The sequence below is a fragment of the Sphingobacterium siyangense genome (genome assembly GCF_007830445.1).
Lineage (GTDB): Bacteria > Bacteroidota > Bacteroidia > Sphingobacteriales > Sphingobacteriaceae > Sphingobacterium > Sphingobacterium siyangense.
Genome location: NZ_VLKR01000007.1, coordinates 186491 through 209653, shown reverse-complemented (window position 1 = coordinate 209653; position 23163 = coordinate 186491). Strand labels below are relative to the sequence as shown.

Annotated in this window: 23 protein-coding genes; 5 read left to right on the top strand and 18 right to left on the bottom strand. The window is 39.5% G+C overall.

Annotation, left to right across the window (positions count from 1 at the left end):
• The coding region (locus tag IQ31_RS27625) for an ATP-binding protein (protein ID WP_208734178.1) at positions 1-246 on the top strand (246 nt) is incomplete at its 5' end.
• A 180-nt stretch (positions 247-426) separates the two neighbouring features.
• Complete coding sequence (gene istA, locus IQ31_RS08840) at positions 427-1299, top strand: IS21 family transposase (RefSeq protein WP_145327794.1); 873 nt, start codon at positions 427-429, stop codon at positions 1297-1299.
• Positions 1300-1368: 69 nt separating this feature from the next.
• Here istA and IQ31_RS08835 read toward each other — a convergent pair whose 3' ends face one another.
• The 17 genes from IQ31_RS08835 to IQ31_RS08760 all read right to left on the bottom strand — a co-directional run bounded on the left by IQ31_RS08835 (position 1369) and on the right by IQ31_RS08760 (position 19673).
• Positions 1369-3516: a hypothetical protein gene (locus IQ31_RS08835; RefSeq protein ID WP_145327793.1), complete on the bottom strand. Its 2148-nt coding sequence runs from the start codon at positions 3514-3516 to the stop codon at positions 1369-1371.
• 5 nt (positions 3517-3521) lie between these two features.
• Positions 3522-4043 carry a hypothetical protein gene (locus IQ31_RS08830; protein WP_145327792.1) on the bottom strand — a complete coding sequence of 174 codons (522 nt, stop codon included), beginning with the start codon at positions 4041-4043 and terminating at the stop codon, positions 3522-3524.
• A gap of 834 nt (positions 4044-4877) precedes the next feature.
• On the bottom strand, positions 4878-6530 hold the full coding sequence (locus tag IQ31_RS08825; protein WP_145327791.1) for an RNA-binding domain-containing protein: 1653 nt from the start codon (positions 6528-6530) through the stop codon (positions 4878-4880).
• A 105-nt stretch (positions 6531-6635) separates the two neighbouring features.
• Complete coding sequence (locus tag IQ31_RS08820) at positions 6636-8849, bottom strand: DNA/RNA helicase domain-containing protein (protein WP_145327790.1); 2214 nt, start codon at positions 8847-8849, stop codon at positions 6636-6638.
• A 10-nt stretch (positions 8850-8859) separates the two neighbouring features.
• Positions 8860-9189, bottom strand: a complete 330-nt coding sequence (locus IQ31_RS08815; RefSeq protein ID WP_145327789.1) for a nucleotide pyrophosphohydrolase — start codon at positions 9187-9189, stop codon at positions 8860-8862.
• Between the two features lie 124 nt (positions 9190-9313).
• Positions 9314-9760 (bottom strand): nuclear transport factor 2 family protein, encoded by a 447-nt coding sequence (locus IQ31_RS08810; protein ID WP_088160566.1) that lies wholly within the window; start codon positions 9758-9760, stop codon positions 9314-9316.
• A gap of 151 nt (positions 9761-9911) precedes the next feature.
• Entirely contained in the window at positions 9912-10241 is a 330-nt protein-coding gene (locus IQ31_RS08805) for a metal-sulfur cluster assembly factor (protein WP_070565732.1), read from the bottom strand.
• A 37-nt stretch (positions 10242-10278) separates the two neighbouring features.
• Complete coding sequence (locus IQ31_RS08800; protein ID WP_088160565.1) at positions 10279-11541, bottom strand: hypothetical protein; 1263 nt, start codon at positions 11539-11541, stop codon at positions 10279-10281.
• Position 11542: 1 nt separating this feature from the next.
• Positions 11543-12370 (bottom strand): DUF2249 domain-containing protein, encoded by an 828-nt coding sequence (locus IQ31_RS08795; protein WP_075991506.1) that lies wholly within the window; start codon positions 12368-12370, stop codon positions 11543-11545.
• Positions 12371-12384: 14 nt separating this feature from the next.
• Entirely contained in the window at positions 12385-13311 is a 927-nt protein-coding gene (ric, locus tag IQ31_RS08790; RefSeq protein WP_075991505.1) for an iron-sulfur cluster repair di-iron protein, read from the bottom strand.
• A 29-nt stretch (positions 13312-13340) separates the two neighbouring features.
• Positions 13341-14108, bottom strand: a complete 768-nt coding sequence (locus IQ31_RS08785; RefSeq protein ID WP_070565740.1) for an ABC transporter permease subunit — start codon at positions 14106-14108, stop codon at positions 13341-13343.
• 7 nt (positions 14109-14115) lie between these two features.
• Positions 14116-14829 (bottom strand): ABC transporter ATP-binding protein, encoded by a 714-nt coding sequence (locus tag IQ31_RS08780; protein WP_088160564.1) that lies wholly within the window; start codon positions 14827-14829, stop codon positions 14116-14118.
• A complete protein-coding gene (locus tag IQ31_RS08775; RefSeq protein WP_070565743.1) occupies positions 14826-16076 on the bottom strand; it encodes a nitrous oxide reductase family maturation protein NosD in 1251 nt (416 codons plus the stop codon). Before IQ31_RS08775 ends, IQ31_RS08780 begins: the two co-directional genes overlap by 4 nt.
• A gap of 10 nt (positions 16077-16086) precedes the next feature.
• Entirely contained in the window at positions 16087-16536 is a 450-nt protein-coding gene (locus IQ31_RS27620; protein WP_083295915.1) for a nitrous oxide reductase accessory protein NosL, read from the bottom strand.
• On the bottom strand, positions 16523-17137 hold the full coding sequence (locus IQ31_RS27615; RefSeq protein ID WP_198386050.1) for a hypothetical protein: 615 nt from the start codon (positions 17135-17137) through the stop codon (positions 16523-16525). The genes IQ31_RS27620 and IQ31_RS27615 overlap by 14 nt, the downstream gene beginning before the upstream one ends.
• 11 nt (positions 17138-17148) lie before the next feature.
• The gene (gene nosZ / locus IQ31_RS08765; protein WP_088160563.1) at positions 17149-19137 is read right to left on the bottom strand and encodes a Sec-dependent nitrous-oxide reductase; all 1989 of its coding nucleotides are present in this window, start codon (positions 19135-19137) and stop codon (positions 17149-17151) included.
• Between the two features lie 59 nt (positions 19138-19196).
• Positions 19197-19673: a c-type cytochrome gene (locus IQ31_RS08760; RefSeq protein ID WP_070565751.1), complete on the bottom strand. Its 477-nt coding sequence runs from the start codon at positions 19671-19673 to the stop codon at positions 19197-19199.
• Positions 19674-19935: 262 nt separating this feature from the next.
• On the opposite strand from IQ31_RS08760, the gene IQ31_RS08755 reads away from it, so the two are divergent.
• Both IQ31_RS08755 and IQ31_RS08750 read left to right on the top strand, forming a co-directional pair.
• Entirely contained in the window at positions 19936-20547 is a 612-nt protein-coding gene (locus tag IQ31_RS08755; RefSeq protein ID WP_158638834.1) for a Crp/Fnr family transcriptional regulator, read from the top strand.
• Between the two features lie 44 nt (positions 20548-20591).
• Positions 20592-21827, top strand: a complete 1236-nt coding sequence (locus IQ31_RS08750) for a hypothetical protein (protein ID WP_145327788.1) — start codon at positions 20592-20594, stop codon at positions 21825-21827.
• 108 nt (positions 21828-21935) lie between these two features.
• Here IQ31_RS08750 and IQ31_RS08745 read toward each other — a convergent pair whose 3' ends face one another.
• Positions 21936-22382 (bottom strand): nuclear transport factor 2 family protein, encoded by a 447-nt coding sequence (locus tag IQ31_RS08745; RefSeq protein ID WP_145327787.1) that lies wholly within the window; start codon positions 22380-22382, stop codon positions 21936-21938.
• A gap of 110 nt (positions 22383-22492) precedes the next feature.
• Here IQ31_RS08745 and IQ31_RS08740 point away from each other — a divergent pair, with 110 nt between their 5' ends.
• A complete protein-coding gene (locus IQ31_RS08740; protein WP_244294433.1) occupies positions 22493-23074 on the top strand; it encodes a macro domain-containing protein in 582 nt (193 codons plus the stop codon).
• The last annotated feature ends 89 nt before the right edge of the window (positions 23075-23163 follow it).

The following is a 23163-nucleotide window of genomic DNA, read 5'->3' as shown; positions in this document are numbered from 1 at the left end:
ATCATTACCACAAATAGGAACTTTGAAGACTGGGGGACACTTTTCGGGGACAAAGTAATCGCATCGGCGATAATAGACCGCATAGTGCACCATGCCACAATCGTCAAACTAAATGGAAACAGTTACCGTATAAAGAACCTCCTGGAACTGAACGGAATGTTTGAAGACGACCCTAAGGAAAAATCAAAAAGGGGAAGACCCAAAAAGTCAGAAGATCAAGAAAATTATGAAAATAATAATGAATAGAATAATGGTTTTTTTTGTGAAATTAGTGGGGGCATTCTGATGCGAACTAGTGGAGGCATTCTAATGCGAAGTGACACCTGTTAATTCTCACTAAAACACCCCCATATATTCTCACTAAAATGCCACCACCTTAAGTTTTTAATTAAGGTTTAACTTGTCGGAGTATTAAAGTCCGACATTATGTATAAAGTGGCAATGTATAATACGATAAAAACACTGCTATCCCACGGGAAATCGATACGGGAGATAGCATCAGAACTTGGGATGTGCCGCAAGACCGTTTCCCGGATACAGAAAGCCCTTGAGCGTGGGCTAGAGGAACCTTTGCCTCAGGTAAGACCAAAGCTGCTGGACGATTATCTCGATGACATTCAGGTATATAAGGAGATGGGACTGAGCGCTATACTTATCCACCAGCGCCTGCATGAGCAGCACGGTTTAGATATATCTTATCCCAGTGTCGCCAGAAGTATCGAGAGATTAAAGAAGCAGGAGGTTTTTGTGCCGCTGCACAGCGATCCGGGAGAAGAAGCGCAGGTGGATTTCGGATATATGGGTACTTTCCGCAGGAATGGCCGCCCTGTAAAAGTATGGGTGTTTTCCATGGTTCTCTCCCATAGCCGTTACAGCTTTTATAAACTGGTGACCAGCCAGCGGGTGGACGAATTTCTGGACTGCCATATCAAAGCTTTCGAGTATTTTGGGGGTGTTCCGCGAACTGTCAAACTTGACAACCTGAAATCTGGGGTGACCATTCCGGATCTTTACGAACCGGAGCTCCAGCGCCAATATTCTGAATTTCTTTCCTACTACAGCTGTGCAGGAATTGCGTGCAGGCCACGCCGTCCACAGGACAAGGGCAAAGTTGAATCATCTATCAAATATGTAAAAAACAATTTTTTAAAGGGCTTCGATGGCAATGGCTATGAAGATCTGCTGTGCGGGCTGAAGGTCTGGAACGAAGAGACATGCAATAAGCGCGTACACGGAACCACGCGCCGTATCCCTCTTGCCGTATTTGAACAGTATGAAAAGCATGCACTGCTCTCTTAATATTAAGATATTTAAGAATAATACAAACCGAGTTATATACTAATTTAAAAAGAAGTAACTACATCTTATTTATTTCTCTTTACGATCCTTCGCAAATTCTTTTCCAATCGGATTTTTTAGCGAATCAATTATTTTTGCTTCCTCTTTATTTTTTAATTCAGCGGATATAATCCCTTTTACCGATCTATTTTCAAAATTTATTAATGAATAGGCTGTTATTATCCCCAAAACAACAACAACAAAAAATAGAACCCAATTTCTCTCTTCTATAAAAGCTCTTTTAGCACCTCTCGTAAATGAAAAAATTATCAAAATGAAAAGCCCTAACGAAGATGCTATAGAAAGTGTAAATAATACTGCTTGGTAGATATTATCGACAAATTTGAATGCTGGAATTGATGATAGAACAAATGTTATTATGGCTGTAAAGAGGCCAATAATCTCCATGTTCCTTGATTCTTTTCGATCAAAATCCTTATTTAAATTATCTAGTTTAGTTAAGTCATTGCGTAAAGTCATTATAACTTTTAATTGAGATTTAACCTCTCTAAATTTTTGCCTTGTTTTAGAATAATTAAGTTCAATTTCTGTATAATTATACGGTAGAACAAAACTTGTGAAAACTATAAAACTTTTTAGCTCACAATGAGGCAAATCAATCTTAACAAGTGATTCGTCCGAGGTTAATAAAAATATATAATTATTTTTTCCATTGGCCCAATTTTTTTTCTGGTAATACTCATCTAATATTTTAGAATATTTTTCTTCAATTATTTTAAAATATTTGCTTGAAAGTTCAGTTAACTTGTCACTATTAGATTCTTCAGCTATATGTCTTTCTATGTGATCAAGAACATAGTTCAAATATTTATATTGCAAAAAATAATTAGAATTTGAACCACTTAATACACCACAACAATAATAATATAACTTTTCATATTTTTCAATTGAAAACTCCTTATCTTCCGAACAAAGGGAAAAGTAATTATTTACAGCATAATCTTTTATGATTTCAATACAATATTGATCATATTTAGACTTTTCACTAGTATCTATTTTAAGCAAGTAATCGAGTATGCTTTTTAGCTTTTCTTGGGAAGGAGAGATGTCTTTATAATACTTAATCAGAGTATGGATGTCAAAGAACCTTAAATTTGCATAATTCGTTTCATTAATAATAGAAGTTTTTGCATATCTAGTATAATTTATAATACTTTCGTCAAATCCATAATGATAATATATCTTATCATTCCATAATTTATAACACTCATCTCCTTCAATATGACTTTCCGAATTTAAGATTTGTTTACCAATCCTAAATTTAAAATCGCCAGTTGTAGAAATATCTTTTATATATCTCTTATACCATTTGTAAGACAAAAAATTCGATTTAAGTGTAATTATATCAGTTATACCGGGATAAATTCCTTCAAATTCTTTTGCGTCTTCTAAAATTTTTTTTATTTCTCTAAATTCGGAAAAATCACTGCTTAACAACAGATCTTCTATTGATAATCTTAATACAAGATAAAACAGCTCTATTGTATTCCTTACATTGTCATCAAGTTGTTTTAAAAAATCATTATTCTTTTTATCTAACACAAAGAAGTTTTCATGTCTATCTTTGGAATAATTGACATTAATGAACTCAATTAGCTCATAATAATGATTTAAACAAAATTTTATTGTATCTACGAAATTGAACAGAACTAAATTATAATCTGGAGATAGATCTGTCGAAAAATCTTCAATCCACTTTTCCAGTTTCTTTGAGATGTCGTCTACATATTCTAAGGAGCCGTCCTTCTGGAGAATTTCTCCTGATAAAACGCTATAGCATAATTTTAATATTATTTCTAATGTTAATGAATTAGAAATACTTCTAAATACTTCTACATCAGAAAAATCAAAAATAGATTGAGATCCTTCAATATTTCCATCTTGAATTTGTAAATTATCAACAGTTGAAATTTGGGATTGGTACAATATGCTATTAGCAGATGTATTAGAGGACAATTCATTTTGAGAATTTTCATCTACCACAGTTTCGGAATTATTTTCTTCTATATTATCATCTGAATTTATTGATGAAGGAGAATTAACTTGGTCACTATCATCAGAATGATCTTCTTGATGCTGCGGGATGTTAATTAATGAATTTTCATAATTATTTAGAATATCCTCAACCTGTTTAAGAAAAGGAAACGGAGAGCTCATCAAACCTAGAATTTATAAATCTTTCGTTCGTTTTTTATCACTTCAATAGGTATATCAATACTTGATTGACCATTTAACCGAGCTTTGTTGAAATAATAATTCCAAGAAAACCATTTATGACTCAACTCAACCAATTCATAAGCTGTCATTTTTAGAATATCTGGATTAAATTGCAGCAATAAATCAAACCTATAATCCACTTCACTCCTTATTCTAGAATCAAAATCAGACTCATTGATAGAAGGATTTTTTAAAACGACTCCATTTTTATTGAACCTAAAATGTCTTAAACTATCAAGTTTCATTGATGAGTAAACATCAGTTATAACGTGTCCTAATGGAAGAGCTTTAACTCTCTCAAAGTTATCTATCAATGGTTCATGATCTAAATCACTGACTGTCGAAAAGAAAAATAATAATTTAATAGATTTAAGGATACTTAAATCATTTTGAAACACATTACCTTCTCTACTTAAAAGTAATAGTGATTTAAATATAAAATATTCAAATATTGAATTTTTCTCCATTGACAACGTACAAATAAGTTTATTAAGGGCCGCAAAGATAGCTAAATATACATTATTAATTTGAATAAAAAAATAAAATAATTGGAAGCTTAACTCTTTGCACCTAATCTAATTCCTACCCTTAAGATATTAATTTCAAAAACCGGTATTAAAAGATATGCATTTTTACGGTTGAATTGTGCCACTTTAAAAAGATCTGGAAAGAATTACCTTATTGCTTTAATTACAGAGATATTTGCCAACAAACATTATCCGATGGGCTTGAAACAAATACTCACATTACATCTGACCGGAAAAAATTAAATTTGGACTTCCCATCAATTGTAATTAACTTTGAGTCAGCGCTTAAAAATCAGAACATCTAAAAAAAGAAGAGATATCTTTTTAATGGAATCATATTATCTCTTTGGCTCTTCAGCACCACTGAAACTATCAAAGATAGTTTCAGTGGTGCTGAAGAGGAAGAAAAGAAAACAATCGTAAGGTACAGATACAGATGGGCGGCTCTGCTTAAGCAGAGCCGCCCATCTGTATCTGTACTATGGCAGACGCCAAACATGTTTTAGACTATCTAAAAGTTTTTCTAAATTTATTTTTCTTTATCATTTTTAGATAAACTTAGCAACCATCTTGGAAAGCGATGCGTTCCAACATTTTCGATGGTTTTATCCTTTTTAGACATCGCATAAACCATTCTGTAATCTTTCTAGTGATTCTTCTAATATCTTTCTACCAATCCTTCTAATAAATTTTACGTAAACCTTCTCCTTGCCTCACTCTAAACACTTCCTAACACACTTTTTCTAATAATTCTTCTAATAAAAGAATCATAAATTACGGTTTTATTAGAACCCACCTCGGCATCTTAAACGTTCCTTCGTTTACTATCTTATCGTTCCGCCTTAGTTCCCCCAGTAAATTGTTTATCTTAATCTTCTTTTGTTTATCATTCATCCATTCGGGCAGTTTATTCCATAGCAGTTCATCAATATCATTTCTTACCAAACTTCCATGCTCTTTGATCGACTTTTCTATAAGATCTAGATAGTAAATTTTATCAAAACCTTTGTTCTTAGAATACCCTGCCTTTTGACCTATTGTCTGCGCCACCTTAAGTGCTATATAATAATTAGGCTTCCTGCCCTCAATCAATTTTCTGCGCTTCAGATGATTTTCTTCATGTTGCGAAAGAGAATGTTTCTTCTGCACCTTGTCTAACATAATGATTTCATCCACGGTCAGGTCTTTATTCTGGGCTAACAATCGGGCATAGTTCATATCCAGAATTTTGCCTGAGATAGATACTTTTACCTTGTCATCCGACAGATCATAGTCGGGCAGAGGAAAGTAGCGTTCCCGTTGAAAATTAAAGATCTTTTTGATCCCCCCTCCTGCAGTATCGACCATCTTAAGATTGAACATAGCCGTCGCTAAAAACTTATTTCGATAGAATTCCTCTGGTGCATCTTCAATAACAACCTTCTCTACGCTACCCGGAATAAAAGAACCATAATTGGTAAAAACCAACTGATCCTCCATTTCGACAACATTAACGCGTGCTCCTTTTGTGTAATCTTGGTGGGCTATACAATTGTTTATAGCCTCGCGAATGGAAAAAGGCTCATACTTAGAAACCTCGGCAGGGAAGATCGTCCCCTCTTGCATATAGCGATATTTAATGTTTCGTACCTTGGCAAATACTTTTTCTACCGAAAAAATGAGTGGAAGGCCAAATATATCGTAATCAATATCGTTATTTTCCTTATCCACTAACTTCCAACGTATCTTGACATCCGCAGGACTTAAGAAATGCTCAGACTCGTCTTTACCCAGCAGGATAATAGCAGTCCGAGTGACTTTCCCCTTGACGGTTACTTTAGCTTTGTTGAGAAAGGTGATATCGTCCCATTTGTCCATTTCCTCCGCTTTGTCCGGAAACTTACTCTTATAGTTTCTTCTCGCTAAAGTTATCGCTTCTTCATCAAGATCTTCTATCGTAGCATCTGGAACTACCGCAGCGCTCCAGTCATGTTGAGTCGCCTGTGCTCTAATTCGCTCGATCTTTTCAAGATTAAGAGGAACTAATTCTTCGCCATCTCTAGCATAATAATGCCCATCAAAACTTACAGGAATACCGCGTGGCGCGGCTGGTATCTGAAACATGAGCACACGTCCTCCTCCTTTAATAACCTCATGGATCTCGATAAAGGTAATTCGATTGGTGGTTTTGCTAGCTATTTCTCCCTTAAGCTTATCGAGATCAGTACGGTTTGACCGATAATTGGTACCAACAACAGTATGCTTCTTATCCTCAACCCCAAAAACTAACCATCCATAGGGTTTACCACAAAGATTAGCTTCATTGCTGATAGCAGAGAAGTATTTTCCTAGTTTGTTAAAATCATAGTTATTTTTAGCTTCCTTAAACTCAACGACCTCATTCTCCGAGGATAAACTTAAGAGTGTTTCAAGTACGTGGATATTCATAAAGTAAATTAATTTACAATTGGCATGTACCGATATCTTTCCATCGATTAATCATACAAATTTAAGGAAATACTTCCAATTGTTATTGATTATGAAGCAACTTTGCTATAGCACCTGTCTAAATACGCCGATCACCTGGAGATCTACAGTCTCCTCATCTTTCAATATAATGGGACTGTAGGAGTCGTCTGAAGACTTGGGTAAGAGGATAATTTCCTGATGTTGCCAGCCCTCTTCCGTAATGGTCTTTTTACTGGAATACTCTTTAATGGTATAGTTGGCTCCGAAATCGCGATCCTCAAAACTACTGGATTCAACCAAACAGATCAATCCGTTTCTGGAACCACCTTGATAACGTTCAAATAAGCAGATCGAACCATTGGGAATAATCTTATTCATGGATTCCCCAATCACTTTACAGGCAAAATAACGTTGTGGATGCTGATAGCGTTCTTCAACTTCAATATACTGCAAAGTCTCACTATGCTGCAATTCGGAAAAACTACCTGCTGCGATCTCCAGATCATAATATGGTATAGAGCCTGCTGTAGGTTCAGAACTAATAAGCTGTGAAGAAATGGCACTCAAATCATTTTCAATATTTCCTGTCACAACCTCCATATGTTGACTTAAATAGGCTTTAAGATTCGGATTGCACACATAAACGTACACGCCCCTAATCCCTCTAAACATAAGCGTCTTGTAGATATTTTTAACATAGAATAATAAATCCAGGTCATCGGTGCTATTCTTCCCATTCGTATCCTTATATTCATCCCGATACACCACGATAGTTTTAGCAATAGGATCATAGTCAATCTCTTTACCAAAGACGATAGCGATATAATTTAGGTCATTGCCAAATACGGTATGTATACTCCCTACCTCATGTATCGCATTTTTTGAATTGATCCAATCTTTGGCCGTCGAATTCCAACGAAGATCTATCCCTTCGATAGTCATATCATACAGATGCCTGTTTTTTTTATCCTTGGTCTTATATTCCCAGCTAAAGCCTGCAACCAATCTCGACAATCCCATCTCTGCTTCCTTCTGGAAAACTTGACCACGCATCGCTACAAAACTATCAAACAGCTTAAGCTCAAAATCATTCGATTCAAATCTTTCGTTAGGCAACAATTCCAAGTCAAACAGTCGATGGACGAAATCAGTAAACAGGTCACCTCCTTCAGAGCGAATCTGCGTCTGCAAGCGTACACTGTCATACGCCTTAGAGTTCTTTAAAACTTCAAACCTTGAAGGTGGTAAATCAGTGGTACGGATAGATTGGTTGCTGTCATAAAAGAAAATCTGATTTTCGGACTGCTTCAATACCCAATCCAACTCTGTTCCTTCGTTGATATCAAATCCGAGACGCGTATTGCTCTTATCAAAATCACCATAACCGGATATATTTTTGCGTCTGCGCAAGCGGTGGGCCTCATCCACTAAAACCACCTTGTATGTTCGTTTTGAAATATCTGTTGGCGATATAACCATACTCGAACTGAGCTGATCAATGTCTTTAAACACCTTCTGCAGGGTACTGCGCAAGGAGGTCATCGATACGACAAGAGCGACTTGATCTTTAAGATCTTTTTCATTTTCTACAGTAATACCATGTTTGTCTCGATATGCATTAAGCAACCCGAATGCTTCCATCGAGAATTCATCCTTCATCTCAAACTGTTCAAAATAGCGTATGGGCGTAACAAGCAATTTAAGCACATAAATCGCAATGATCGTCTTACCAGTACCTGCATTCCCCTGTATAAAGATACCTTTTTTGTCGTCCACGAGCATTTTCAAACAGGCCAGAACTGCCTGCTGCTGGTCTAAGTTCAAACTCTTGTAAGGTGAGTACTTAAAAACGTTGCTGTTAATGATCTCTTCGAAAGACGTGCGCGCTATTTTAAGTTCTTCGAGTTGTTTCCATATCTGCGGAAACAATACCTCATATTCTTTCTTTTGATGATAGTAATGGCCGTTATTCCCTAGATTAGCATTGATTAATTTCAGACCTTTTTCTGCTGAGAAAAGATTGATCAGGAATGCTTCTAAATGTAGGGTAACCGATTTGTTGAACAAATGCGAATAGATCGCATGTCGGATTAATAGATCTTTCTTGCCGTCATATCTATTATGGCTTGAAAAGCGGTTCTTGATATCGATAGATTCACCGATATAGATTGACCTTTTATCGTTGAGGAGGTACACAAGTGCACTGTTATAAAAATCTAACTTGCTATCTGTATCCTTAACCTCGCCTGTATTACCGACGGGAACAATATGAACTTCTTTAATATCTAATTCTGACATGCGCTATTAATTACAGTTCATTATACTTTTTGGCAGTCCCTTTAGCTTTTTCGACCGGATATTTTTCGTTGTTGAGCTTCATCTTGTCCTCAACGATCTGCTTGACATCAAGCCCTTGCTTATCAGCCAGCAATAGTGCATACATAAGCACATCGGCAAGCTCGTTCTTCAACTTATCGGGATTGGCATCTTCATTTCCTTTCCACAGGAATAACTCCAAAAGCTCGGAAGCTTCAATACTCAATGCCACCGCAAGATCTTTGGAATTGTGAAACTGCTCCCAATCTCTGGCATCTCTAAATGCTCTGATCTGTGCTATTAACTGCTGAATATCCGACATGATAAAATCTTTTAACTAAAAACTGGCCTTTGTCCAAATATCCGAAATATTGTTTAGGAATAAAAGCAAAAAGCCACATCTCTCAATGTGGCTCTACAACAAATATATTTATTTGAAATCGCCCCTATTTATATGAATTGATTGATTTGGATACTTTCCAATCATTACCTACACGCTCCAAGGTAACCAGGTCAGTCTTGGTGAAGTTTTCAAATTTCAACGTTACTTTAGCCACCATATAGTCTGCCGATTCCTCGATGATATCTGTGCTTACTGTACAGTTCAGCTTTTCGCCCTTTTGTTTTTTCAAGGATTTAACCACTTCGCTACGGCTGTTAGACTGTGCATTGGAAGCTTGGATCTTTTGATTAAAATCAGCTGCAAATAACTGCTCTACACCTGCTGATTCGCCCTCAGTAGTTACCGCTACATAATGATCCAAAGCGAAATCTGCTGTGGAAAGATTTACGTTTGTTTTTGTTGCTTTTGCTCCTGGTCCTTCAGCTGCCATAGCAAATGTTGATACGGCGATTAAAGCTGCTGCTGCGAATGTTTTTACTAGCGTTTTCATAATGTCTTTATTTTATAGTGTTAGTTTTTAGTTCTTATTTGTTGACTCAAAACTACGACACAATACGCCCCTAGCCTACGGGCTTTAGACCAACGATCGGAAAAACTCGGTGAATGGCGGAAATGGGGAGGTGAATTTATTCTTCAAGAAATCATTCTCGTTCCAATAGGCTCTTTCCCTCTTCGCTGATCCGATCGGGAGTCCAAATAGGATCCCAAACGAGCTCGATAATTATTGCCCGCTGTGGAAATTGCTGTTGCAATGTTTTTTCAACGCCATGAACGATAGAGTCGCCCATCGGGCAATAGGATGAAGATAACGTCATGGTAACAACAATACGACTGGGATCGGTTAAATTAATATCATAAATTAAGCCCATATCTACGATGTTGATCCCCAATTCGGGATCCATCACAAGCATCAATACCTGAACAGCTTTTAACTGATCGGAAGCCTCCGGTTTTGTTAGATCAATTTTCATGGTATCTTTCATTAAATATATAGGCGAGGTCCGTAGTTTATTTACTTTTTCTTTGATGAAAAACTACTTTTCCGACATTGACAACATAAACAGCAGCAAGTGCTGCCCAAAGCCAGGCTGCACAGTATAATGCCCACCTGAATTGACCGGCTACAGCAACCGCCATGACGACAAGCGCCACTAGGTAAAGATAATATTGTATAGAAAGTAATCGCTGACTATAAAGTTCCTTGGGCAAAGGTATTTTTTTGATGCCATTGAGATCTTTATAGCGCCAATTCCAGATCATAAAAGGCAGGGTCTTATAGGTCATCCCTAAAATAATACCCGTTAACCATCCAAAAAACACCCATGCGGCATATAAATTCACCCAATTACCAGACTCCTGCCGGACAACCATAGGTAAGGTGAGAAACGCGAACAATAAACTCAAAAAGGAAATGAAACTATGTTTCATCGGAATATCCAGTACCTTACGCGCCCGGTGCACAAAACAATCCACGACAAAAACGGCCCAGCAAACTACTCCCAATAGCACTATTGCTCCAAAGGTAAGAGATCTTAATCCCACAGGATGGCTGTATCCGTCCAATAAAAAAAGTACCAATCCAAGGTTTATCAAAATGACCGAAACATAAAGCCACTTTGTTTTGGTGGATTGTCCCAAGAGAAACATCGGCAGCATCTTCGCTCCCGCTCCCAGGATCAACTGCAAAAACCAACCAACAATACCGACGTGGGCGTGTAGCTTTAGGATATCGAGGTGACTTTTTGTTAGAAAACCATGGGCTAAATTAATGGCAAGCAAAAGGCCTAAGGTGGTTGTAAAACAAAGCCAGAAGGCCGAGAACGTAAAATAAAGGCGTAGTTCAAATAGATGCTCCACATCTTTAGTCGTCATCCACAGCAAGTAGAAGTACAGGTAGGAGCTGAGCGTAATCAATAGCCCTCCAACGCACATGAGTAAACCGATCTTGAAATACCAGAAACTATAAATCAACACACAGGTTCCCGATGTCAATAGGATATAACTGAAAAATGCCAATTTGGAAGAGCGAAGTGAACGTTCAAAAATAACCGGCACCAGCTGATACGCCGCTCCATAAATCACCATCGTGCCCCAACCTAGTGCAAGGCTATGGACGATTGCCAGCACTTTTGGTTGAAAATGGTGCCCAAAGAGCTGCCCCCCGCTAAAAACCAAGAGGAAGCTGAACAGTAGAAAAAAAATGCCCGCAGTGATAAAAAACGGCAATACAGCATACGCTTCTGGGCTCTTATGAATAGCAATATGTGCCATTTTATTTAACGGGGTAAATTAACAGATGGACATCTCCAGGATGTTGTTCATGGATGAAAATCCGATAAGAAAAATGATCCAGTTCTTCTAGTAAATGGAGCGGAACCTTCCGATGTTTTACATAGACAACCTCATCGGCTTTCAGTTGAGCAAGGGCCTCAAGAATTGATTCCATGGGCTGCGGCATAGGCAATGTCCTGACATCCAATGTAACAAGTTGAAGCGCGGAAAGTCGCGCTAATTTCTGCTCAAAAAGTCGTTTCGGCACAAATGAAATATGATCGCCCTCAGCAGGCTGAACGGACAGCACTGTATCTTTTTTATAAAAGTAACTTCTGAATTCGCCCTCCGCCCATTCGTGGCTATAGCTTGGCACTCCACGCTCCTCCATACGCCTAATCAATGGAATGGGGACAAATGAATTGCTGATGCAAAGAATCCCTCCTGCGACGAGTGAGCGATACAACTGAAAAATATCTTTTAATGGATCTTGCCCCATTTCCAATAGGGGTCTCACATCGAATACAACCGTCACTGCTGCATCATCCATCCAACTTGGCCGCTCTGCTGCATCGAATGGATCATTGACTTTCTCAGCTCCATCTGACATCCAAATAAAGCCGAGCGGTACCAGCGCAGCACGAAAATCTGCAACCGAACATCCGCCAATTTTTGCTGCTTCGCCTATGGAGACCCGAGGGGCCAGTATCCGACGCAACACCGGGATCCGGATCTTACGCAAGGGTTTGGCAATAGCTGCAATGGCTTCAATGCTTAAGTCATTATAGCTGATCAGTTCTGAAATCTTGGTATGCTGGTTTATCCGCATGGCTTTTCTAGTTTTTAATTCATTTGAACACCGTAGCTCGCGAGCAACTTTGGAAATAAAATATTATTCTCCAGGTGGATATGCTGCAAAAGATCGGATTCGAAAGATTCGATCTGTGAAAATAATGACGTGTAGGAATTGCAGGCATTGGCTGGCAATGTGTAATTTTGGGTAATTTTGCGCAACTGCTGAAGTTCCTTTCCTGAATCTTCGTGTTCGGAAATCAAAAATTGAATGAGCTGCTCTACCTGTTTGCTGGTCAATTCTTGTTCATTCTTGGTTGCCGGAAAGAGCTGCTTCTCCTCTTTATCCAAATGATGGTAAAGGTCATCAAGAAAGGCATCGAGTTCTTTGGACAAGTTGACCAGCTCGGGATGCTGCTGTGCATGCACATCGGCCACTTTATGTGCAAGTTCCTGAATAATCGGTCCTTTTTCCCGGACATACCGATGATGAACATTCTTAATATAATCACTTAAAAAATCGATATCCCAATCTTTAAAATTTAGCGGTGGGCCGGCTATAGGAAGCTCTTCGGATTGGTTTAACCGTCTGCGCAATTCAATTTCATCGAGACCAACACTATGAGCGGCCTCCTTAAGCGTCTGCTTACCACCGCAACAAAAATCTACCCCAAGCTGTTTTAAAACTTCGGCCTTGCGGATATCCTTGGCAGCAATATGGCCAACGGTTTCCAGTGTTTCGCTTTCGAGCGGTTTGCCAAGGCGAACCTGCCAGTATTCGGGCCCCGATTCAAGATAATTCCAAATGAGATCCTTTCCACGTTCACCCAGCAACTGATAATAGAGCGGTTTAGGATCATGATCGTTTTTGATAATAAATGACTCGCCCGAATCCAGGGCATCGAAGTGATCAAATATGGTCGGGTGTTTAAGTCGAGGTTCTATATTGAAAACCTCCAATAACGGTGATTTAATCATGATAATAGTATTAAATGGTCAATAAATTATTATAAATCCTTTTTCTTAAAATAGCGAATAGATAGCCCTAGAGGAATGAGGCACCAGAGCAACATGACCAACAGGGTGATCGCAATGCCGAATGTATTACCGAAGAAATCCCGAAATATCGCCCCTGTATAGCCCATCATCGCGGATAGATCGACCTGTAATAAAATAAGGATGCGACAGATATCGATGGGATTGAGCATGGACAGTGCAACCATTCCATGTTCGATGGGATAATCCGCAAACTGAAATAGGATGAAAAGCACCAGTGCGTCAAAAAGCAGCGTGAAATAAAGCCAAAGCAAAATTGCCAATCCTATCCCCTTCGACTTATCTCTGATCAATACAGATGTCCACATCGCGATCGAAACGAAAATCAAAGAAAGTAACAGTCCGCAACCGACCAAAGTAATTCCCGAAGAGCTAAATGCATAGATAAAAGTTGGTATGCCAACGCCAATAAAAAAAGCTAAACTAAGTGCACCTGCCAGACCCACATACAGGCTGCCCCAAATGCTTTGCCGTTGCAAAGGCTGACTGACAAGGCAATTGATAAACTCGGAACTCTGGTAGATATAGATGCCTGAAAAAATGATACTCATCAGCGGAACTACAAACAACACAATATTCAGTAGACTGAGTAATCCCTTTTCATAGTTGTCCTCCATGCTATAGACCGTCATGGAAAGTACAAAGAGTAATATGGTGTAGCATAAAATGGTCTTGTTGCGCAAGAGATCCACAAAAACGTAGCGTATAATTTTATTCATCTTTTCTCTAATTAGACAGGTCGCGGTTCTGCATCAAATAAGCGATTGCTTTAGATAGCTTTTCAGTACCTGTATCTTCTTTTAATTGCTGCAAACTCTTATGAAACTTCAGCTCTCCTTCCTGCAGAAAGACAATCTGCGATACAAATTCATCGAGATCACTAAGCACATGGGAACTGATGATGATCAGTTTACCGCGTCCGATTTCTTTTTTGATTTTATCCTTGAGAATTTCGGTAGACAGAGGATCCAGTCCTGCTGTAGGTTCATCCAGGATGAGTACTTTGGGGTCAAACATAAATGCGATACAGGCACTTACTTTTTGTCTTGTGCCACCGGAAAGCGTTGCCATCCGTTTTTCCAACAGCTTGTCCACGCCAAAAGCCTGATAAAGATCCGAATCCGCCTGGGGCTGTTTACGGATATCTTTGATCATATCCAGGACCTGTTTGATGGACATATTCTCAGGATATTGACCGATCTGCGGCATATAGCCGATATGGTTCCGATAAGCCCATTGCTGTCCAATGTCCTGTCCTTCAAAAGTGATCCGTCCGGCACTCGGCATGACCATACCTAGGACAGACTTGATCAAAGTAGTCTTACCACTGCCATTGGGGCCAATTAAGGCAACGCATTCGCCGCCATTCAAGGTCAGATCAATGCCCTTTAATGCATTGAATTTTCCAAAGCTTTTCGTTAACTGCTGGATACTAATCATACTTTTATTGATTTCATGCGAGGCTTATCGTCTTTAAGCCCCTCGGGTGTCAGACTTGGTAATAGCTTTTCAGTCCGGTCGAACAACATGGCCATAAAACTTCGAAAAAGTAACATCGCCGAAGGATAGCGCTCAACCATCATCGAGAATAGGCTTACGGGACGAAAAGGGATATCCCCAAATCCGTCTTTGTCCAGATCGTATCCCTCGTATTTGTCCCAATAGTTATGCACAAAGCTGTTGAGTGTAAGGGTACCATTGGTGGCAACATCAAAGGTATTCTGAAGAAAATTATTGTCTTTAAGCACATTGTCCATACAGCTCGACTGAATCTTGAGCCCCCATCCGTTGCTCTTAAAATTGTTATGTTCAATATGGATACGATTCGATCCTTCCATAAAAATACCCGTGGTATTGCGGCTAAACTGATTGTTGATGATCTGACTATCGGAAATATCTTTGAGCAACAATCCATAGGCGGCATCGCCCCAATTCTCTTCGAAATTATTGTTTTCCATATGGACATGCTTGGTATACATAACAGCTACACCTGCACCATTGCTGCGAAAGGTGTTTGAGATGTAACTGTTCTCATGGGAAAACATAAAATGGAGACCATAGCGCAGATTTTTTTCAGAAAGATTGCCCTGTACTCGAGTATGGGTCACAAACTCAAGATAAATACCGTCCCTATGTCCAGACACTTCATTATTTTCAACACTTAAACTATCTGATTTCCAAGCATGAATACCATTACCAATCAGCTGCTCCGCTGTACCAAAAGCTTTGAGGATATTGCCCCGTATTTCAACGTTTGTAGCATTCTGCGCATAAATCCCGAAAAAATTGTCCACGAGCTCATTGTCAAAAATTTTGATATGCGCTGTATTGTAAATTTTAATACCGGCAATATCATTCATGGAAGAATGTCCCGAATGCTGTATTAAAAAGCCTTGAACAGTAACCTGCGGTGATTTGATCGAGAGCGGTTCATATTTTTTCTCGCCGTCCAGCACAGGTTTTCCCAGGCCTTTCAGGAAAATTGCCTTATCAATAACAATATTCCCCTCCTTATACACACCCGCCGCTACTAAAACGGTATCACCTGATTTCGCTTGTGCTAAGCCAGCCTTTATTGTTCTGACCGACTGCCCCTTTCCTACCTGGATGGTTGTCGCCGATACAGGCACGTTTACGAGCCAAAGACAAGCCATTGCACAGTACAACGCTAAAGCTAGATTCTTCATTGTTATTCATTTATTTCCACAGATCATTCCAGGTCATCACCGTGCCACCGATCTCTGCTTTGACCTTATCCAGTTCCACCCGTTTTTCAAATACAGCAACATTGCCTCGCATTGGGCTTTTCAAGGCTTCACTTTTGAGATAATATGCACCTTCAGCCGGTACGAGCTTATGGCTAACATAATCCGGCAGGTAATAAACGGCAATCTCTTCTTTTTTGACCGAGTTCCCTTTGACAAAGGCGATCATACATTGTACGTCATCAAAATTAAAGACCCGTCCCTTTTTTGTCTGCAGCTGCGTACCAAAACGCGCGTCCGTTATTGTCATCTTACAGTGGGCACATTGCTCGCTACCGTATTTAATAGGCTTGGGTTTATTGTTGCCCTGACAGGCCTGCAAACTACATAGAACCAGCAATATACTACTACAGATCAACGCAAATAATTTATAGTTTCTCATATGATTTTAGTTTTAGGGTTTTATTATTTTGCCACTCCCGCACTGTACAAAAGGCCAAGATAATTCCACAGAGTATAAAGATCCATCCCCCGATATCAGGTATAGAATAGGCGCCAAAATTTAAAAGCTGTTTGTATCCGATCAGTGGTGGCTGATAAGACATTCCGGGAACTTTTATCGGTGCAGATGGATCGAGCTGATGCCCATAGTTGTATTCCCAGATATAAAAGTCAACCAGGGCTGCGACTCCAAAAAGCAGAAAACAAAAGAATAAGCCATAGAGCAGTTTTCTATTCTGCACGAAACCGGTAAGCAAAAAAGCAAGCGCAAAAAATAAGATGATATAGGGCAAGACCTTAAATTCTATGAAATCTTCCGCATGTAGCGTTTTCATCCCGATATAGTGGTTCAGTCCATTGATAATATCAACTTGTCCGGCCAACTTGTTGCTATAGATCTGTAGTTCTAGCCCTTCTGGGTATTGTGCTGCGTCGAGCTCAATACGCCAGATGGGTAGGAAGATGACCGCTACCAGGGCCAGGCCACTCAGGATCAAAAGAATCCGATGTACTGCTGACAGGTGACTTGTAGTTTTCATCATTGTAGGTTATATTAATTGGTCTTCTCTTGCGGTTGATTGGTTCCCAGACTATAAATCAACGGAACATTGTTTCCTTTTTTTGAGATACGGATATACCCCTGCATCTCTTGGTGTAACGCGCTACAAAAATCCGTACAGTAGAACGGGAATACACCTACTCTATCTGGAACCCATTTCAATGTCTGTGTCTCTCCCGGCATAATGAGCAATTCTCCATTCTTTGCGCCTTTGACAGCAAAGCCATGCGGCATATCCCAGTCCTGCTCAATATTGGTCACATGGAAATAGACTTCATCGCCTAGTTGTACACCCTCGATATTGTCCGGAGTGAAGTGTGAACGGATGGATGTCAGGTATACATGTACCTGGTTACCTTTACGTTCAACGCGTGCATCTTTGTCTCCTTTGGCAACAAATGGGCTGGTATTTTCTTCAATTTTAAAAATCTTCACACTTTTGTCTTTCACTTTCTCCGCTTTGATAGCTTGCGCATAATGTGGTTCACCAATGGTCGGAAAGTCTAACAACAATTGCATTTTGTCTCCCGAGATATCAAACAATTGGGCACTCTGAGCCAACTCCGGTCCTGTAGGGAGAAAGCGGTCTTTCGTAATCTTATTATAGGCGATGACATATTTGCCTTCTGGATTTTTGGTATCTCCACCAGGTATCATTAAATGGCCTGTTGAGTAAAATGTTGGTGTACGGTCGAGCACCTTTAAATCCTTAATATTCCATTTCACCAATTCGGAAGACACAAAGAATGACGTGATTGCATTTCCTCTGCCATCAAATTCTGTATGCAGTGGGCCCAAGCCAGGTTTTTGGACTTCGCCGTACAGCGCAGATTCGTATTTGATAATTGGGATACCACCGAATTTTCCTTCGAATTGTTTTTCCTGGATTGCTTTCTGCATCTTAGCGAACGAGAATACAGGTATGACCGCAGCCAGTTTACCCGACCCTACAATATATTCGCCTGTAGGATCAACGTCGACACCGTGCGGAGATTTTGGGCAAGGGATATAGTAGCATAGCCCCTCCAGCTCCTCTGCCTTCAATACGATCGTTTCTGTATTAAAAGATGTTTTTGCGGTATGTGATTTCTCGTCGTAAGTGTTATGGGCATACTTCAACCCGGTAACCTTTTTCCCTTTTCCGGCTTTCAAATACTCTTCGGCTTTTTTCCAGTTGACGGCCAATATAAAGTCTTTGTCATTTTTGGATGCATTGACCTCCAGCAATGTATTTGCCTGTTCGGTATTGTAGGTGGAGAAGAAGAACCAACCATGAGAAGTCCCTTTACCGGCTCGGCTCAGGTCATAGTTTACACCGGGTGTCTCAATCTGAAAAGCCAATTCCATGTTGCCATTATCCTTATTGACGCTGACAAAGCTCAATGTTCCGCGAAAATTCTTTTTAAAGGTATTGATAGGTACATCGCCCGACTCACCGTCCAGCGGAACCGAAAATCGCGTTCCTGCAACAACATATTCGGTATTTTCAGTAATGTACGGCGAAGAGTGGTTTCCACCGCTGTTGGGGAGTTCGAGCACTTCGGCCGTACGAAAAGTTGTCAGATCCACCCGGGCAATACGGGGGGTATTGTTGGCATTGACAAATACCCAGCGGCCGTCGTAGTTTCCATCGGTTTTCGAAAGCTGCACGTGGTGTAAATCATCCCAAGGTACATTGCCATGGGACGTTTCGAGCATCGGTTTAGTTTCTTCACTAAAACCCCAGCCCTTTTCGGGATCTAGTGAAAAAACGGGTATTACACGCAATAATCTGCCGGATGGAAGTCCATAAACGGAGAGCTGCCCACTAAATCCCCCGGATACGAAATTGTAGAATTCATCGTATTTCCCTGGGGCAACATATACCTTCTCAGCGGCATCACCACTCACGGCGGCTCCCGCTCCTTTGGGTTTACAGGCATGGAAAGTCGATAACACCGCGCTCGCCATTAGGCTCGTCAATATGTATTTTGTTAAAGTCATTCTATTCTTATTTTAAGGTTAATACCTATGCAGCTTTGTTGATTCTTATTCAGCTTTTATTATTTTACACCATCATTTTGTCGCATAAACTCCAATACCTTTCGGGCTTCCTCGTCCGTTAGATTTTGGTTAGGCATCCGGACCATGCATAGTTCAAGTTGCGCCTGTAATTCCGGATCCTTATCGATCATCGGATCAGGATTAGTGATAAAATTCATGATCCACTGTGGTTTTCTCCGTTGTGTCACACCTTTCCATCCTGGCCCGACTAGTTTCTCGTCGGTTAGCTTGTGGCAGGAAGCACATTTCAGGTCAACAATCAATTTTCCGGCTGCGGCCATTGGTGCATCCAAATGGTCAGCGATTTCCACTTTGTCAAATTTTCCCTCACCGCGGTGAGGATCATATCCACTGGCGTCATTTGCCGAAGCCCCAGATTCATTAACACTGTTGGCAACTGTCTTTTTCTCGCCATTGTTTGAGGAACAGGAATAGATAAATAATCCCATCAAACAGCATACAATTAGCTTTCTCATCTTATTTTGGTTTTGTGTTCAAACTTGATTGTGTTTTACTTAATCCAAAGGTATTATCGAAGCTTGTAGCCATTTTATGAGGCAAATCATAAAATGATTTTGGTGGGAACAAACCATCAATCAAAAACAATAAAACACTACATATAAGCATATTAACACCATAATGATTTTCATCACTTATTCCTGTGACCAACATCAAGGTCTATTTTGTGACGCTGCTATATCTTTACGCTGTGTAGTAAAAACTAACTTATATCGAACGATGATTCCAACCGCAATACTTCTCGAAAAGGGAGCGAGCAGCCTACATGCCGATATTGGTGAAATACTGTTTCATGAGGACAGCATGGCCACATTTTATTATCAGTTGTTAAGTGGGCGAGTTCGTCTTTCTAATTTCTTATCAGACGGTAGGGAAGTCCTCCACAATATCATCTGTGCCAATGAGGGCTTTGGAGAAGTAGCGATATTGGACAATGGCGTTTATACAGTGACGGCAATTACCGACAGTTCATGTACATTACTGAAGATCAGTTCGAAAAAATTCATCGAAATCATATATGAATATGGCAACCTACATCGTTTGGTATCACAAAAGATGGCGCGCGAACTACACTTTAAACTCTTTATGATCAAATTAATTTACAATCGCTCACCGGAAGAGATTCTCTCCAATCTAATCCAAAGGTTAAATGAAAGCAAGAGACTCGTTTGTCAGGAATGCAACCGGCTTATGCTTACGCGCCAACAATTGGCTAATATGACTGGGCTAAGAGTAGAAACCATCATCCGGACAATGAAGCAAATGGAAAAGGAAGGTAAATTGAATATCATCCGCGGAAAAGTTTTTATTCCGGCCGATGGTATTGATTGAAGCTTGAAACAACGATGTTTCAGCTATCGGAAAGAAATCAACGTATGAATAAAATCAGCAGCTATTTAAGTATCAGGAAATGGATCATCATCACCTTATTCAATTTACTTATTGTAGGTATTTTCGGGTTGATTATGCGCTTAAAATTTTTATTTCCCATTCCTTGGATCGACCAGAAAAACCTCATGCATGCGCATTCGCATTTTGCTTTTTCCGCCTGGGTATCCCAAGCTCTTATGATTTTTCTCATAATGACCGTTCTGGGAATAAAAACCAATCAGATTTTGTGCAGGAAATATCAGCATATCCTATGGGCTAATTGGACGGTTTCGATAGGCATGCTTATTTCCTTTTCAGCTGCTGGCTATAGCCTATGTTCGATTATATTATCCTTTTTATCGATACTTGTCTCTTATTGGTTCTGCTTTCAATTAGTGCGGGATCTTAAATCATCGACGCTTCCTCCGGCCATTTCGATCTTAATTAAGTCGGCACTATTTTTCAATATATTTAGTTCACTAGGGACCTATTTTCTGGCATATCTCAAAGTGAGCCACCAACTGGATCCATTAAAACAGCTTGCATCAGTCTATTTTTATCTTCATTTTCAGTATAATGGCTGGTTTTTCTTTGGCTGTATTGCTCTGTTTGCCAGTTGGCTGTATAAACGTACTGGTAAAATACCAATAAGTCCGCGTTTTTCGCTCGTGTATGTCATGACTGTTATACCAACCTATTTCTTATCTGTTCTATGGTGGAAGGGTTTACCCCTGTGGCTATATATTATTATAGTCATTACAGTCGGATTGCAATTTGTCCTGTGGGGAACATTAGCACAACGAGTCGTCCGACTGGTCCGAAGCAATATTTCACTCCGCTTAAGCCCCGATACATCTAAAATTTGGTTATGTGTCCTGTTTGCCATTTTTCTCAAACTGATATTGCAAGGCATATCGGTCATACCTGCTCTGAGCCAACAAGCTTATGGATTTCGACCAATTGTTATTGCTTATCTTCACCTCGTCCTTTTGGTGGTAATATCACTCTTTTTAATTGGGTATGCTTTTCAGATTTGTATGTTAAAAATCGAAAAAGGCATTCACTATGGCGTTTATGGCTTACTTGTTGGAATCTTTTTGAATGAATTTGTGTTAATGTTGCAGGGGCTCGGTGGATTTATACATTATTCTATCAGGGGAACACATCATGTGCTGACGGTCGCTGCAGCTATTATTGTTGTCAGCCTCTACAGGATAACGCAAACCCAATTACGCAAATGATGCTATTAGCATAAGCCATGAGAGATGATCGATCATGAAATAGCTAGAAAATAAGCCACATCTCTCGACATGGCTCTACAACATTTATATATTTATTTGAGATGGCTCTTATTTATACGAATTGATCGATTTAGATACTTTCCAGTCATTACCTTCACGTACAAGAGTCACTAGATCTGTTTTGGTGAAGTTTTCAAACGTCAACGTCACTTTGGCTACCATATAATCCGCCGACTCCTCAAGGATTTCGGTGCTTACCGCACAGTTCAGCTTCTCGCCTTTTTGTTTTTTCAAGGATTTAACCACTTCGCTACGGCTGTGACTCTGTGCATTGGAAGCTTGGATTTTTTGGTTGAAATCCTCGGAGAACAATTGTTCTACACCTGCAGATTCTCCTTCGGTAGTTACCGCAACATAGTGCTCTAAAGCGAAATCTGCTGTGGAAAGGTTAACGTTTGCTTTTGTTGCTTTCGCTCCAGGTCCTTCAGCTGCCATAGCGAATGTAGATACTGCGATTAAAGCTGCTGCTGCGAATGTTTTTACTAATGCTTTCATAATGTCTTTATTTTATTGTGTTAGTTCTGTTGTTCTTATTTGTTGACTCAAAACTACAACACAATAAGCTCCTAGCCTATCGGCTTTAGACTAACGATCGGGAAAACTCGGTGAATGGAGGGAATAGGGAGGTGAAGCAAGTTGCATTTCAGGATAATTTTGTTCATCTTCATCCTCCCAACAATTCGACTTCCAAGCTGAATGATTGGACTTTATTACGCATTAAAAAAAAGAAAATGGTCACATATCTAGATTCTGGAAATATATTCAATTTACCTGATTTAAAAAATTATACTCATGGTTGTAATTGCGCTGGAGCAATGGGGAAAGGAATCGCTTTACAATTCAAAGAAAAATATAATCAAATGTATTTGGAATATAAAAAGCGTTGTAAAGATGGTGATTTCTCTCTTGGGGATGTTTTTTCTTACGACTATGGTGAAGGCACTGTTTTCAATCTTGGCACTCAAAAGACCTGGAAAACCAAAGCAGAACTTAAAGCAATTGAAGATTCTCTTCTCAAAATGCTTGTATATGCCCGCCAAAATGGCATCGAAAAAATAGCCCTGCCAAAAATTGGGGCCGGGTTAGGTGGTTTAGTTTGGGACGATGTAAAAGCTACTATTAACAGGGTTGCCAACGATTATGATGATATTGATCTTATCGTTGTAGAAAATTATAGAAATATTTAAAAAAACAATTGACAATTAGTAGCAAGTGAACAAAAGTAAAAAAGCCACATCTCCCGACGTGGCCTTAAATAAACATATGATTCACTAGT